The sequence below is a fragment of the Microbacterium sp. GXS0129 genome (assembly GCF_044769785.1).
GTDB classification, from domain to species: Bacteria; Actinomycetota; Actinomycetes; order Actinomycetales; family Microbacteriaceae; genus Microbacterium; species Microbacterium nymphoidis.
Genome location: NZ_JBIZVZ010000004.1, coordinates 121,234 through 136,329 on the forward strand (window position 1 = coordinate 121,234; position 15,096 = coordinate 136,329).

The 15,096-nt window shown below is 67.3% G+C and carries 12 protein-coding genes; 7 read left to right on the forward strand and 5 right to left on the reverse strand.

Translation table 11 applies throughout. The features are described from left to right. Window positions 1-7: 7 nt before the first annotated feature. Window positions 8-928: an aldose 1-epimerase family protein gene (locus ACIQJ5_RS13005; RefSeq protein ID WP_402844599.1), complete on the reverse strand. Its 921-nt coding sequence runs from the start codon at window positions 926-928 to the stop codon at window positions 8-10. An 850-nt stretch (window positions 929-1,778) separates the two neighbouring features. On the opposite strand from ACIQJ5_RS13005, the gene ACIQJ5_RS13010 reads away from it, so the two are divergent. Both ACIQJ5_RS13010 and ACIQJ5_RS13015 read left to right on the forward strand, forming a co-directional pair. Then, the gene (locus tag ACIQJ5_RS13010) at window positions 1,779-3,980 is read left to right on the forward strand and encodes a DEAD/DEAH box helicase (RefSeq protein ID WP_402844602.1); all 2,202 of its coding nucleotides are present in this window, start codon (window positions 1,779-1,781) and stop codon (window positions 3,978-3,980) included. Window positions 3,981-4,172: 192 nt separating this feature from the next. Next, the gene (locus ACIQJ5_RS13015; RefSeq protein ID WP_231092890.1) at window positions 4,173-4,721 is read left to right on the forward strand and encodes a YceI family protein; all 549 of its coding nucleotides are present in this window, start codon (window positions 4,173-4,175) and stop codon (window positions 4,719-4,721) included. A 102-nt stretch (window positions 4,722-4,823) separates the two neighbouring features. Here ACIQJ5_RS13015 and ACIQJ5_RS13020 read toward each other — a convergent pair whose 3' ends face one another. Then, a complete protein-coding gene (locus tag ACIQJ5_RS13020; protein WP_231092889.1) occupies window positions 4,824-5,870 on the reverse strand; it encodes an Rv2578c family radical SAM protein in 1,047 nt (348 codons plus the stop codon). Between the two features lie 59 nt (window positions 5,871-5,929). Next, window positions 5,930-6,847: an alcohol dehydrogenase catalytic domain-containing protein gene (locus ACIQJ5_RS13025; RefSeq protein ID WP_231092888.1), complete on the reverse strand. Its 918-nt coding sequence runs from the start codon at window positions 6,845-6,847 to the stop codon at window positions 5,930-5,932. Window positions 6,848-6,965: 118 nt separating this feature from the next. Here ACIQJ5_RS13025 and ACIQJ5_RS13030 point away from each other — a divergent pair, with 118 nt between their 5' ends. From ACIQJ5_RS13030 to ACIQJ5_RS13050, 5 genes are all read left to right on the forward strand, one after another. Next, on the forward strand, window positions 6,966-7,769 hold the full coding sequence (locus tag ACIQJ5_RS13030; RefSeq protein WP_402844607.1) for a D-alanyl-D-alanine carboxypeptidase family protein: 804 nt from the start codon (window positions 6,966-6,968) through the stop codon (window positions 7,767-7,769). Between the two features lie 90 nt (window positions 7,770-7,859). Then, window positions 7,860-8,843 carry a M15 family metallopeptidase gene (locus tag ACIQJ5_RS13035; protein ID WP_231092886.1) on the forward strand — a complete coding sequence of 328 codons (984 nt, stop codon included), beginning with the start codon at window positions 7,860-7,862 and terminating at the stop codon, window positions 8,841-8,843. 175 nt (window positions 8,844-9,018) lie between these two features. Further along, the gene (locus tag ACIQJ5_RS13040; protein WP_402844611.1) at window positions 9,019-10,179 is read left to right on the forward strand and encodes an acyl-CoA dehydrogenase family protein; all 1,161 of its coding nucleotides are present in this window, start codon (window positions 9,019-9,021) and stop codon (window positions 10,177-10,179) included. Window positions 10,180-10,467: 288 nt separating this feature from the next. Continuing rightward, the gene (locus ACIQJ5_RS13045; protein WP_402844888.1) at window positions 10,468-11,511 is read left to right on the forward strand and encodes a M4 family metallopeptidase; all 1,044 of its coding nucleotides are present in this window, start codon (window positions 10,468-10,470) and stop codon (window positions 11,509-11,511) included. 88 nt (window positions 11,512-11,599) lie between these two features. Further along, window positions 11,600-11,842: a protealysin inhibitor emfourin gene (locus ACIQJ5_RS13050; protein ID WP_402844890.1), complete on the forward strand. Its 243-nt coding sequence runs from the start codon at window positions 11,600-11,602 to the stop codon at window positions 11,840-11,842. 262 nt (window positions 11,843-12,104) lie between these two features. On the opposite strand, the gene ACIQJ5_RS13055 is transcribed toward ACIQJ5_RS13050, so the two are convergent. Then, window positions 12,105-12,911 (reverse strand): hypothetical protein, encoded by an 807-nt coding sequence (locus tag ACIQJ5_RS13055; protein ID WP_402844614.1) that lies wholly within the window; start codon window positions 12,909-12,911, stop codon window positions 12,105-12,107. A 124-nt stretch (window positions 12,912-13,035) separates the two neighbouring features. Next, a complete protein-coding gene (locus tag ACIQJ5_RS13060) occupies window positions 13,036-14,907 on the reverse strand; it encodes a choice-of-anchor A family protein (RefSeq protein ID WP_402844617.1) in 1,872 nt (623 codons plus the stop codon). Window positions 14,908-15,096 lie beyond the last annotated feature (189 nt).

The following is a 15,096-nucleotide window of genomic DNA, read 5'->3' on the forward strand; positions in this document are numbered from 1 at the left end:
CGGCGGATCAGACGGCGGGCTCGTAGGAGATGCCCCAGGAACCCGTGAACGTCTCGCCGGGAGCGAGCCAGATGAGGCCCTCGCCCGAATTGAAGGCGTCGGCCGGCGCCGTCATCGGCTCGCAGGCGAGGGCGACGTCCTGGCCGGGGTAATCGCGACCCGTGTAGAACTGCACGTAGCCGAACTGCTCGTCCTGCCACAGCACGGTGGAGTTCCCGGCGGCATCGGTGATGCGGTGGCGTGAACGCCCGTCCTCGTCGAAGGCGAGTGAGGCATATGCGGTGTCCAGGTGCAGATCGGCGAGCACGCGGCCCGAGCGGAGGTCCAGTTCTTCCGTCACGGGAGCAGTCTCGACCGGCAGCAGGCGCTCGTCGACGACGATGTGCTCGGCTCCGGTGGAGGTGACCGTGAGCTCGGCGGCCGGGGCGTTTCCGACGGTGATGAACGGGTGGGTTCCGATGGCGATCGGGGCGCTCTCGGCTCCCGAGTTCCGGATCACGTGGGTCACCGTGACACCCTCGGCGGTGAGCGCGTAGGTGACGGCGGTCTCGAGCAGGAACGGATAGCCGATCTGCGGCACCACATTGGCACGCAGGGTCACGGACGAATCCGACTCGCTCACGACGTAGGCCGTGTAGCGCAGCAGACCGTGGATCGCATTGTTGAGCTTCGGCTCGGTGATGGCAAGCTGCTGCACCGCGCCCTCGTGCGTCCACCGTCCGTCACGGATCCGGTTCGGCCACGGAACCAGCACCGTTCCGGAGCAGCTCGGCGCGGGCGTTCCCTCGGGGAAGCGGGCGACGAGGTCGACGCCGTCCACGGTGACGCCGCGCAGCACGGCTCCCACCTGTCCGATGTCCGCCGTCACGACGCGGCCGTCGCGCTCGATGCTGAGGTGGATCTGGGTACCGGTGGGATCAAGGCTCACCCGCCCCATGTTAGGGGAGCACCGCGCGAGGCGTGCCGTGCATGACACGATTCACTCTTGCGCTCGGCGGGTGACGTTGCGCTTGGTGGGTGATGTTGCGTGTAGTGGGGTGACGCTGCGTGTGGTGAGGTGGCGCTGCGCGTGGTGGGGTGACGCTGCGCGTGGTGGGGTGACGCTGCACGTGGTGGGGTGACGCTGCACGTGGTGGGGTGACGCTGCACGTGGTGGGGTGACGCTGCACGTGGTGGGGTGACGCTGCACGTGGTGGGGTGACGCTGCACGTGGTGGGGTGACGCTGCACGTGGTGGGGTGACGCTGCACGTGGTGAGGTGACGCTGCGCATGGTGGGGTGACGCTGCGCATGGTGAGGTGGCGCTGCGTGTGGTGAGGTGGCGCTGAGTGTGGTGAGGTGGCGCTGCGCATGGTGAGGTGGCGCTGCGTGTGGTGAGGTGGCGCTGCGCGTGGTGGGTGACGCTGCGCGTGGTGGGTGACGCTGCGCTTAATGAGTGATGCTGCGCGTGGTGAGTGAGCCAACCCCCCCCGGGTAACGGGCCCTGCTCCCCGCGGGTGACTTTGACCTGGTGAGTGACCCAGCCCCCTGGGCAGTTGACCCTGCACGGGATGGGCGACGACCCTGCGGGTCCTACGCGCGCAGGCTGCAGGAACCACGTGTGGACGGCAGGATCATAGACCACAGGTGCTGCACAGGAGGTACGGGTACCCTGGAATGTCGGCTTCGAGCACCGTGCCCCCGTCTGCACGGATCTGTGTGAGCTTCGGTGGCCGATGGTGAGCGTCTCAATTGGCGCCCCACTTCGCTGGCGATACTTACGAAACAGGTCAATCACGCATGCCCAAGAACACCCGACAGGGCGGACGCGCTCCGAAGAACTTCGACCCCCGCTACGGCGAGCGCGCCAAGGCGTCCAAGGGAGCCAAGACCATCGGTCGCGGCCACCGCGGCTACTCCGATCCCGCTGAGAACGCCGGAAAGCGCCGGTGGAGCTCCGCCGAGAAGGCCGGTCGCGACGAGGCCGTCCGCATCAGCTCCGGTCGCGATGATCGCACCACCCGCGGCGATCTGCGCGACGACTACGCCGGCAGCGGCCGCGTTCGTCGCGATGAGGATTTCCGCGCCAACCGCGGCGGTGACAACCGCGCCGGGCGTTCGGACGATCGCTCTGCTCGCCACGCCCGTGACGAGCGTTTCTCGCGCGATGATCGTGGTGCCCGTTCCAGTGACCGTTTCTCGCGTGATGATCGTGGTGCCCGTTCCAGTGACCGTTTCTCGCGTGATGATCGTGGGGCTCGTTCGGGTGACCGTTTCTCCCGTGACGACCGTGGCTTCTCCCGTGGTGACCGTGGTGCCCGTTCTGGTGACCGCTTCTCCCGCGATGACCGCCCGTCGCGTTCGTTCGATGACCGCGCTGCACGCCCGGGCCGCGATGCCCGTTCCTTCGACGACCGCGGCTCGCGCTTCCGTGACGAGCGCGTCTCCCGTGACGATCGTGCGTCTCGCTTTGATCGTGACGCACGTGCCCCGCGCTTCGAAGACCGTTCTTCGCGCGACCACCGTCCGGTTCGATCGTTCGATGACCGGGGCTCACGTTTCGCCCGCGATGAGCGTCCGCAGCGCGAGGATCGCGCCCCGCGCTTCTCTCGCGACGAGCGTCCGCAGCGCGACGGGCGGCCCGCGCGGTCGTTCGACGACCGCCCGCGTCGTTCCTTCGACGACCGCCCGCAGCGCACGTCCGGCAACCGCTCGGACTGGAACGCCGACGCGAAGAAGGCGGCATTCCAGGACAACGAGGACATCGTTCGCGAGCGTCTCAACGCGGAAGCCGTGACGGCGGACGACGTCGCAGACGTCACGTTCGACAGCCTGGGGCTGGGGCAGAACATCGTGCGCGTGCTCGGTGAGCTCGGCGCGGAGCGTCCGTTCCCGATCCAGGCCGCCACGATCCCCGTGATTCTCGAGGGCCGCGACACCCTGGGGCGCGGGCGCACTGGTTCGGGCAAGACCATCGCGTTTGGTGCCCCGCTCGTGGAATCCGTGCTGCGTGCGAAGGCCGGTGTGAAGCGGGAGTTCGGTCGCGCACCCTCGGCGCTGATCCTCGCTCCGACGCGTGAGCTCGCGCTGCAGATCGACCGCACCATCCAGCCGATCGCCCGTTCGGTCGGCCTGTTCACCACGCAGATCTACGGTGGTGTTCCCCAGGCTCGCCAGGTGGGCGCCCTGAAGAAGGGCGTTGACATCATCATCGGCACGCCCGGTCGCATCGAAGACCTGGTGAACCAGGGCAAGCTGGACCTGTCGCAGGTTCAGGTGGCGGTGCTGGATGAGGCCGACCACATGTGCGAGCTGGGCTTCCTCGAGCCGGTGCAGCGCATCCTGCGCCAGGTCGCGGACGGGGCCCAGAAGCTCATGTTCTCGGCGACTCTCGACACCGAGGTGGAGGCCCTGGTCAACGAGTTCCTCGTGAATCCCGCCGTCTACGAGGTGGCGGGCGAAGACCAGAACTCCGGAACGATCGAGCACCGCGTCCTGGTGATCGAGCACCGTGACAAGGCCGACATCCTCACTGAGCTGGTCGATCGAGAGGGCAAGACCATCGTCTTCACGCGTACGCGCGCGTACGCCGAGATGCTCGCTGAGCAGTTCGAGGACGCGGGGATCTCCGCGGTCGCGCTGCACGGCGACCTCAACCAGGCCAAGCGAACGCGAAACCTGCAGAAGATGTCGTCCGGCCGGGCGAACGTGCTGGTGGCCACTGACGTGGCGGCCCGTGGAATCCACGTGGACGACATCGATCTGGTCATTCAGGCGGATGCCCCCGACGAGTACAAGACCTACCTGCACCGCTCCGGGCGTACGGGCCGCGCCGGTAACACGGGGCGCGTGGTGACACTCATCACCCGCGCGCGCAAGCGCCGCATCGCCGAACTGCTGGAGCGCGCCGAGATCGCCGCGCCGTTCGAGGAGGCTCGTCCGGGTGATGACATCCTTGACGAGCTCACAGGCGGCATGACGCTGGAGCAGCTCACCGCCTGACATCCGTTCGTCGTACCTCACAGGGCTGCCCCGATCCGGGGCGGCCCTGTGACGTCTCGGGGTGAATCCGATGAACGGGCGGAGAGAATCAGAAAAACTGCATGCGCGGGAATAGAAGTTCGCGTAGCCTCGTTCACATCCACTGACGCGATGATCGCGCGCACTTGATCTTCCACACGAGGGACACCTGACATGACAATTCCTGCACTTGACACCATCGCCGGCACCTGGACCATCGACGCCGCGCACTCTGCCATCGGTTTCGCCGCCACCCACGCCATGGTCACCAAGGTCCGCGGTCGCTTCGACGACTTCTCGGGCACCATCAACGTGACCGGCGAGAACGAGGCGCAGGTCGATGTGGTCATCCAGACCGCCAGCATCGACACCCGCCAGGACTACCGTGACAACCACCTGCGTTCGGCCGACTTCTTCGATGCGGAGCAGTTCCCCACGATGGAGTTCCACTCGACCGGCATCTCTGTCAAGGATGACGAGGAGTTCACGCTGCACGGCGACCTCACCATCAAGGGTGTGACGAAGCCGGTGTCGATCGACGTCGAGGTGGGCGGTGTGCACACTGACCAGAACGGTGCCCTGCGGGCCGGCTTCGAGGGTGACCTCGCCATCAGCCGCAAGGAGTGGGGCCTCACCTGGAACGTGGCTCTGGAGTCCGGTGGATGGCTGGTCTCCGACAAGATCAAGATCAACCTGGACATCTCGGTCGTCAAGGACGCCTGAGTCGAGCGTCCGCTGCTGGCTCGTAACGCCTGCGTCTCCTGCGCTGCGCCACTCCGTGAGGGGTGGCGCAGCGCCGTTTCTCGGGGTGGTGAGCATCCCGTCTCAGAACAGCATTGCGGGCTGAGGCGGCCGCTGCACCAGTCGCACCGGGGTGAGAGATGAGCGACGGGGCGCTTCCGGAGAATCCTCGTCGGCACGAGCGCGGAGACCATGCGCGGCGATCAAGGGGCGGATGCGCTTGGCGAGCCACTGGCGGTACCCCTTGGGCGCGTATGTCGAGACGCCCGGGAACAGGCCGCGGTAGGACGAGAGGAGCTCGGGGTGCTCGCGCTCCAGCCACTCGAAGAACCAGGGCTTGACGCCAGCACGAAGATGCAGCGCTCCCCACACCACCTCGCTCGCCCCGGCGGCACGAATGCGAGACAGTGCGTCGTCGAGCATCTCCATCGAGTCGGTGAGATGGGGGAGGATCGGCATCAGGAAGACCCGCACGCGGAAGCCCGCGTCGGCCGCGGCGCGCACTGTCGCCAATCGGGCGGCGGTTGTGGGTGTTCCCGGTTCGATGGACTGCTGCAGTGCATCGTCGAACACGGCGATCGACATGGCGATGTCGATGTCGACATGCTCCGCCGCCTCGGTCAGCAGAGGGATGTCACGCCGCAGAAGCGTGCCCTTGGTGAGCACTGCGAACGGTGTTCCGCTCTCGGTCAGGGCGTTGATGATGCCCGGCATGAGTGCGTACCGTCCTTCGGCGCGCTGATACGGATCGGTGTTGGTGCCGAGGTTCACCTGGCCGTGCTGCCAGGATCCCCGGGAGAGCTCGCGGCGAAGGACCTCCGCCACGTTGACCTTGACGACGACCTGGGTGTCGAAGTCGCGTCCGCCGTCCAGATCCAGGTAGGTGTGGGTGCCCCGGGCAAAGCAGTAGACACAGGCGTGGGAGCAGCCGCGGTAGGGGTTCACCGTCCATTCGAAGAGCATCCGCGACTGCACCGGCACCCGGTTGAGTGCGGATTTGCACAGCACCTCGTGAAAGGTGATGCCGGCGAACTCGGGTGTCGTCACCGAGCGAACCAGGCCATCCATCGTCTCCATCCCCGGGAGAGCAGCCGTATCCGCGACTCCGAGTTCCTGTCCCTGCCAACGCATACGGCAATAGAACAGAAGTCCGACGAAGATGTCAAGCTACATTCGAAAATGTGTACGAATTACTGCTGTGGATGGACAACCACTTTGCCGCCGTGGCCCGAAGCGACGGCGGCAAAGGCAGCGGGCGCATCCGCCAGTGGATAGGTGGCCGCCACGCTGAACTCGATCTCCCGGGCTGCAACCAGCTCGGCGACCATGCTGACCTGCTCGATCGAGCGGTGCGTGGTGTCCGCGGAGATGACGCCGAACTCCTGCGCCAGATCCTCGCCCGCCAGCGTCACCACGTGGCCGGGCTCTGCTCCCGCCGCGAGGCCTGCGCGGAGCGCATCGCCCGCGGCGGCCCCGAGGACGGCGGTCAGTGAGGCGCCGTTCAGGGCGTCGCTGAGTGCGCCGGCGAAGCTCTCGCCGTATGGGATCGGGGTGATGCCGGCGGCCGCCAGCCGGTCACGTGCGCCCGGGCCCGAGGTGCCGATGACACGAGCGCCTGCGCGCAGTGCGAGCTGGGCGATCAGCCAGCCGACGGATCCGCTGGCGCCCGGCACAAGGGCGATGTCGCCTGCCGACAGGGGGACTGCCCGCAGGCATGCCGTAGCGGCGATCGACGGGGTGACGAGGGCCGCGGCGGTGTCGAGGGAGAGTGCCGGGGGGATGAGTGTGACGCTGCTCGTGCGCACGACCAGTTGCTCGCGGAGGGTGTTGAGCCCCCAGCCCATCACCGCGTCGCCGACGTGCAGCCCGCCCGTGTTGTCCCCCAGGGCGCGGACGATCCCGGCGACATCGCTGCCGATCCCGCGCGGGAAGGGGGTGTCTCGGGGCGCTTGCCCCGTGAGAACTTTCACATCGTACGGATTGATGCCGACGGCATGGACCTCCAGGAGTGCGCGTTCTGCCGCGGGCGACGGCACCGCGACCTCGGAGAGGTGAAGTTCACCGGGATCCCCGGTCCGGTCGTAGGTGATGGCGCGCTGCATTCCCATCTTCTGATCCTCCCACCCCGATGACGGTGCGTCCGATTCTGGGAATGTCCGAAGCCCACGAGATGATGGAATTCTCATGCAGCACTCATCGTCACGTCGGTCGCGCCCATCGCGACGAATGGCTGCGCGGCGGGGCGCCGTGCTCCTCGCCATGGCCATCGGTGGCTCCGCACTCATCGCCACCGCCGTGGCTGCGGCAGCCGGCGGTGCGGATGCCGCGGCCGAGCCGTCCGTGATCACGCAGCCCTGGCCGGACCCGGTATCCGCGCTCCCCGTACCGCAGGTGCGCTCGGTTGTGGCAGCACGGCAGATCTGCGATCTGCCCACCATGCGTGAGGCCAGCGCCGCCGACGACGACGGTGGAATGGTCCTTGCGGCCGGTGGAGGCGCAGCCCTGCGTGCGGCCGTCGTCTCCGCGCGCGCGGACTGCATCGATCTGGCTGACCCCGCCCGCATCTGGGTGATTGCCGATGCAGCGCGGCCGGTGCCGTCCGGGTGGTCGCCGTCCGACCTCGTGGTCCCCGAGACGCCATCGATCGCCGGGACCCGCCTGCGCGCCGAGGCCGCGGAGTCCCTCGATCATCTGCATCGGGCGCTGGATGCCGCCGGTGGCGGTGACATCGCGCTGACGGCTGGCTACACGGATCAGTCCGGCGCCGCGGATCCCGGCGCCGCCGAGCACCGCACCGGCCTCGCCGTCGACGTGGTCGCGTGCACCAGCGGTGACTGTGGCGCGGGTGCGGATATCGCGACGACGAGCCAAGGAGCCTGGCTGACGCAGAACGCCTGGCAGTACGGCTGGATCACGACGATGACGGGCCGTGAGGCGCATCTGCGATATGTCGGGACCGAGATCGCCCGGGCTGTCCACGACGGTGGGTACAGCTCCCTGCAGCAGTTCTTCGCGGCGCCGGCCCGCTGACGCCTCCCTGCGGACGGATGAGGATCCTCTCAGGGATCCCATGGTGTGGAAAGGTGCGAAAACGTCGGCACCTGTGCACATACTGGAGTGATGCAGATGCTCTCGCCGATCGCGCGCCATCGCGCGCGGGAAGCGCGGCGACGTTCGGTCCTCCTGGCCGCAGGGGTCGTCGCGCTGGCAGTCGTCTGTGTGGGCATCGGTGTGACGGGTCAGGCCGCTCTGTCACAGCCGGTCGCTGAGACGTTCGACGACGCGAACCCCGCGGGCGGCGATGCACCGATCGGCGCGGATCTCACCTCCGGGGTGCTGCCGCGGCCGCAGGGTGTGGCATCGCTTCCGGTGCCCGAGTTCGCTGTCGCTAACCCCGTGGCATCCGCCGGGGTGTGCGATCGTCCGGGCGTCGCGGATGCTCTGGCCTCCGCCGCCGATGAGGCGGCCATCACGGCGGCCGGCGGCGGGAGCGCCGTGCGAGAGGCCATCGCCAACGGGGCTGCGCCGTGCTTCTCGCTGGACGATCCGTCTCGCGCCTGGGTGGTCGTCGACAAGCTCCGCCCGATCCAGCCCCTCGAATGGGAGCCGGGCGACCTCGTGTCCGTCTCCGGCGGGCAGCTAATGCGCCAGAACTCGGCCGACGCATTCGTCGCCATGGTCGCTGACGCGTCCGCGGCGGGGATGTCGGACATCGTGGCGAACAGTGGCTACCGCTCCTACTCGTATCAGGTGGGCAACCACGATCGTCAGCTCGCCGCTGAAGGGCAGTCCGCGGAACGCACCAGCGCACGTGCCGGCTTCAGCGAACATCAGCTCGGAACCACGGTCGATGTGCAGTTGCCGGGCGGTTCGATCGAATCCTTCGGGGGCACGGAGACATCGGCCTGGGTGAGCGAGAACGCCTGGCGCTACGGGTTCATCGTCCGCTATGAGGAGGGCGCTTACGACGTCGTCGGCTACGAAGCCGAACCGTGGCACCTGCGCTACATCGGACCCCAGCTGGCGGCGGCGTATCACGACGGCGGATTCCACACGCTCGAGGAGTTCTTCGGCCTGCCCGCGGCACCCGATTACACCTCCTGAGCCCGGATCGCGACCCTCGCCGAGCGGTGTGGAGACTTTCCACAAGCCTGGAACCGAGTTCCCCGAAATCTGGAACGGAATCCCACCAAACCCTGTTTTCGGTGCGGAATCTCGCCTAGACTCGCGAATCGGGTGATCGCTGTCGATCGCACCGAGGAGTCAGAAAGGGAGCCCGATGGACCGCAACATCTATGACGAGGATCACGAGTCGTTCCGCGACGTCGTCAAGGAGTTCATCAAGCGCTACGGCACCAACGAGGCGCGCGAGAAGTGGGACGCCGACGGTCAGGTGGACCGCGCGACGATGCTCGCTGCGGGAGAAGCGGGAATCATCGGACTCTCCGTGCCGGACGAGTTCGGCGGTGCCGGCATGCTGTTCGACTACCGTTTCCGCGCGATCGTGAACGAGGAGACGATCAAGGCGGGCCTGGGCTCGCTGGCCGGTGCCTTCGGCATCCAGGACGACCTGGCGGTTCCGTATCTGGCTCACTTCGGCACCCCCGAGCAGCAGCAGAAGTGGCTGCCGGGTATGGCGACGGGTGAGATCATCGGCGCCCTGGCGATGACGGAGCCGGGCGCTGGATCAGACCTGCGCGGCATCAAGACCACGGCGAAGAAGGTCGACGGCGGCTACATCGTCAACGGCGCGAAGACCTTCATCTCCTCCGGTGCAACGGCCGATGTCGTCGTGACCTTCGTCAAGACCGGCGAGGGCAATCGCCCCGACGCGTTCAGCCTCGTTCTCATTGAGAACGGCATGGAGGGCTTCGATCACGGCAAGAAGCTGCACAAGATGGGCTTCCAGGGTCACGACACTGCTGAGCTGAGCTTCACGGACGTGTTCGTCCCCGACGCCAACCTCATCGGCGGTGCGGAGGGCCACGGATTCGTGCAGCTGATGCGCAACCTTCCGCTGGAGCGCCTGTCGATCGGTGTCGCGGCGGCCGCAGCTGCCGAGGCCGGTCTGCTGTGGACGGTGGACTACACGAAGAGCCGGGAGGCGTTCGGTCAGCCGGTCATCGCCTTCCAGAACACCTACTTCTGCCTCGCCGACATGGCCACCACGGTGGACGCGTTGTGGGCCTACGTCGATCGCGCGATCCTGCTGTACGGCGAGCAGAAGCTCACCCCGGAGGAAGCCGCGAAGGTCAAGTTCTACGCCACCGAGCGTGAGTGGGAGGTCCTGGACCAGGGCGTTCAGCTGCACGGAGGCTACGGCTACATCATGGAGTATCCGATCGCGCGCGCGTTCGTCGATGCCCGTGTGCACCGCATCTACGGCGGCACGAACGAGATCATGCGCGAGATCGTCGGGCGCCAGCTCCTCAAGGGCTGACACCGGCAGACGCGTACGCGGGGCGGGTTCCATCGGAGCCCGCCCCGCGCCGTGTGGCGGCTGGGCGCTGCTCGTCGCATCCACCGGCACGTGCTCGCGCAGCCGAGCGGTGCCGCATTCGCGAAACCGGATTCGGCTCGCGCACGGTGATGTGTTCCGTCGCTGTGCACAACCCTCCTCCCGCTGTCGGAACCCCGGCGTATGGTCAGGTCACCACAGCGAGCGGAGGACGACATGCTGAACCTGAACAACGCTGATCGAAGGGCGTGCGCGGGGCGTCACCAGGGGATCGTGCCTTCCTATCTGCTCGACCGGCTCGCACAATCGGACCGATTCCCGCACGCCGCGCGGGCAGCACGTCAGACACTTGTCGGCCGAGCGCCGGCCGAGCGGCGGGCGCAGCTGGAGCTCTCGATCGACGAGAACGGATCGCTCGTGGCATCCGTGGAATCAGCGCCGGACCGCACCATCCGAGATGCGCAGGGGGCCGAGACCCTGCCCGGGGTGCTGGTACGGAGCGAAGGCGACGCCCCCGTTGCCGACGTCGCCGTGAACCAGGCGTACGACGGGCTGAGGAGCACCTTCCAGATGCTCCTCGAAGCGTTCGACCGGAACTCGATCGACGGCCTCGGCTCACGCCTGGATGCCACGGTGCACTACGGATCCGAGTACGACAACGCGTTCTGGGACGGTGAGCGCATGGTGTTCGGCGACGGAGACGGGCAGGTGTTCCGGGGCTTCACCGCATCCCTCAGCGTCATCGGACACGAACTGGGGCACGGGGTCATCCAGCATGCCGGCGAGCTCGAGTATCAGGGAGAGTCGGGCGCGTTGAACGAGTCGATCGCCGACGTCTTCGGGGCTCTGACCGAACAGCATTCGCTTGATCAGACGGCGCACGAGGCCACCTGGCTCATCGGCGCGGGGATCTTCACGCCATCGGTGAAAGGCGTCGCGCTGCGGTCGATGCTGCATCCCGGCACCGCCTATGACGATCCGGACCTGGGTGTCGATCCGCAACCGGCTGACATGAGCGCTTTCGTGCGCACATCAGAGGACAATGGCGGAGTGCACATCAATTCCGGCATACCGAACCGGGCATTCGCGCTGTTCGCGCGAGAGCTCGGGGGTAAAGCCTGGGAGACGGCCGGAGGTGTCTGGTATCGCGCGCTTTCCCGCGGGCTGCGGACGAACGCCACCTTCTCGGAGTTCGCCGAGGCCACACTCGCCGAAGCCGGCACGGTCGACCGTTCGGTGGCGCAGGCTCTCCGCACGGCGTGGACGACGGTGGGCGTGAATGTGAGGTCGGGCAATGGTCGGGCGTCGGAGTGAGGACCCCGAGTCCGTCACTGGTGAGGACGGGGCGACTGGTCTTCTGATCACCGTGGTGCGCAGCGGCGGAATCACCGGCGCTCCGCGGATGTGGACGGTTGCGCCGTCTCCGGCGGAATCACCGAACTGGGCCCTTCTCATCGAGCGCTGCCCCTGGGGAAACGAGAGCAGCACGCAGCGGGGCGCAGATCGCTTCGTCTGGCGTATCCGCGTGCAGCTTCATGATGATCAGCATGAGCAGGTGGTTTCCGACGCCAACCTGTCGGGACCGTGGCGGGAACTCGTGGACGCTGTTAGGGCCGCCGGTTCTCCGCGGCCCGCATCCACCTGATTCGGAGCGAGGCCGCGGAGTGGGTGATCCCGTCCTCACTCGGATGGTGATCGAGGACGGGATCAGCCGTTGATCGGGGGCTGGGTAGCCGTTAATTGGGGCGTGGGCAGACGTTGACGGGCGCCTGGGCAGCCGTGGCCGCCTGCGGGTCAGCCGTTGACCCGGTGGCCGGCAAGGCCGTGGCCGGGGCAGACCTTGATCGACGGCTGAGCCAGTTCAGGTGTAGATCCGGGCTCGGATCAGACGTTGATCCGGGGAAGGATCAGAACCCTGCCAGTGCGAAGTTGAGCAGGAACTCGATCAATGTGATGACGGCTCCGGCGGAGGCCAGCGCTCCGACACCGATCGCGATTCCTGAGCGCACCTGGTGCTGTCCACTCTTGGCGGCGCTGAGACCGAGGATGAGAGCGATCACTCCCAAAGCCCCCATCGCCAGGACGCTGAGCCAGCTGATCGCGGCGGTGACGACGCCGTACGCCTCATAGTTCCCGTTCTGGATGAGCACGCGCAGCAGGACCGTCTGGAGGACGCACAGCACCAGGCCCAGGACGACCGTGCTGGCACCGAGGATGATCCCGACGGTTGCTCGCCTCTTCACCGGATCCGCTGCGGCGGCCGGTGCAGTCCCCGACGCATCCATCGCCCCATAGTGCTGCTGTGGCGCAGAGCCGTACTGCTGGGCGGAGCCGTACTGCTGCGCGGAGCCGTACTGCTGTGGTGCGGAGCTGTACTGCTGGGCGGAGCCGTACTGCTGGGCAGGGTCATGCTGCTGTGGTGCGGAGCTGTACTGCTGGGCGGAGCCGTACTGCTGGGCAGGGTCATGCTGCTGTGGTGCGGAGCCGTACTGCTGGGCAGAGCCATACTGCGGCGAAGGCGCCGAAGGCTGCGTCGCCCCGGGGTGGCCTGGCCACTGCGGAGAGGCAGCGGCGGGTGAATTCCCCTGCTGCGCCGCGTGAGGTGCCGCATGCTCTGGTGCGGAGGAATGCTGGTCGTGCTGCGGCGCGTTCGGCCAGGATGCTGCTGCACCGGCGTTCGTGGCCTGGTCATCGGGCTGTGATGGTGTGGACATGATGCCTCCTCCGAGCTGACGCAATCGACCCTATCCCGGTCGATGTCGTCGGCACACCCATGTCCGGTGCATGAGTTGAGGGGTGGGCACCAAGGTGCCCACCCCTCAACTCGTCATTCTGCGATCAGCGCTGAGCGCGGATCCGTCGCGTCGCGAGCAGAACTGCTCCTGCCGCGAACACGAGCGATCCGAGAACCGTCCAGAGGCCCATGTCCGGTGCGCCGGTTGCCGGCAGTGCTCCGCCTGCTTCCGGAACGGCGGGGATTCCCGGGGTGGTCGGCTCGACGGGGGTGGTCGGTTCGACCGGGGTGGTCGGTTCGACCGGGGTGGTCGGTTCGACCGGGGTGGTCGGTTCGACCGGGGTGGTCGGTTCGACCGGGGTGGTCGGTTCGACCGGGGTGGTCGGTTCGACCGGGGTGGTCGGTTCGACCGGGGTGGTCGGTTCGACCGGAGTCGTCGGCTCAACCGGGGTGGTCGGTTCGACGGGCGTGGTCGGCTCAACCGGAGTCGTCGGCTCGACGGGCGTGGTCGGTTCGACGGGCGTGGTCGGCTCAACCGGAGTCGTCGGCTCGACGGGCGTGGTCGGCTCAATCGGCTTCGTGCAGTCGATCGCGGCAAGCTTGATCGTCTGGGTGGCGGTCTTGCGATCGTCGGAGATGATCCAGCCGGTGATGGTGTCGGCGAAGATCGTGTCACCGGTCGTGGTCGCGGTGACCGTGACGGTGCTTCCGGCCGTGACGTTACCCGTGAGGGTGTAGGTCACGTCGGCGGTGTTCGCCGGGAGTGTGACCGTGGGGTCGACGACGGTGCCGTCGGTGGTGCACTTCGCGGCCTGGATCGCGATGTCCGCGAGGGAGTCGATCGTCGTCGGAACTTCCGGCGTGGTCGGGTCGGTCGGGGGCTCGCAGGTGAACTCGTCGTCGCCGAGGAACGGGAACGCGTGGAACTCGCTGCCCGTGCCCAGGTCCTGCACCACGTTGCCTGCAGCCCAGAGCCGGCCGTTGATGCCGTTCGCCTTGTTGGTGAGGGTGGAGGCCGGGTTCAGCACGAGCATGGAACCAGCCGGCTGGCCGCCGGCGATGGTGATGTCGGTGGAGTCGGGGAAGATCCACATCGTGTGCGACGCGCGCGCGCCGTACTCGGCACCGGAGATGTCGAGCATCGTGTTGCCGTCTGCTCCGCCGAACTGGTTGTCGACGCCGAGCTTGATCGGGCCGCTGCCGGTCACGCGGATGATGACGATGTCATCCACCGGGATGTTCTCGTACTTCACCGAGAAGCTGTTCTTGTTGACCTCGGCGGCGTCCACCTCGAAGACGTGACGCTTGTGCGTGCCGTCCCCGCGAAGGGTGAGGTACCAGTCGTTCTTCAGACCGGTGACGTACTCCGTGTCGGCTGCAGTGGTGATGCGATCCGCATACGTCTGGAGCGCCGCGGGGTTGGTGGCAGACCAAGCGGCGTAGGGGTCGCCGAGGGCGGCGTCCTTGCCGAGGCCGGTCGTCACCGAGCCGCCGCTCGCGTCGAGCTTGCCCGCACCGGTGATCGAGCCGCCGACGGTCGCGTCGAGGGGAGCGCTGGCGCTGCCGTTCGCTGCCCAGGTGGCCATCGTCACATTCGCGGCGAGCTGCAGATCGCCGCCGACACGCAGCCCGCTCGTTCCGGCAACGGGGGAGAGGCCCGAACCGACCCCCACCGCACCGAGGAGGTAGTTCTTGTCGAAGGTGGCATCGCCGGCCACAACCAGCTGGCCTTCCATCTCGACGCCGGCCTTCATGTGGAAATCGCCGCCCACGAAGACGCTGACGTTCCTGTCGACGGGCTTCGCTTCGACGCCGCCACCGGGGGCGCCGAGGCCTGCGGAGGGGACACATTCGCCGGTGGACGCGGCGGCGGGGGAGATACGGGGCGTGGCAGATGCCATGGCTGCGGGCACGATGGTGCCGGCCGCAACCACGAGCAGCGCCGATGCGCCCGCAATTGCATTGCGGAAACGCACAGAAGCCTGCTTTCTGTGGGGGACGGGGATATCGGGGGGAGGATCCGTCACAAAAGTCGGGGTTTGTAACCGATCCAAACAAATACATTAACGGACCCTGCTGGGAGGTTCATCAACGACATGCCTCCGTCGAGGAAGCTCTAGCGGGATGGAGGCGGCGGTGGTAAAGTTGAGCCATAGCGACTCAAC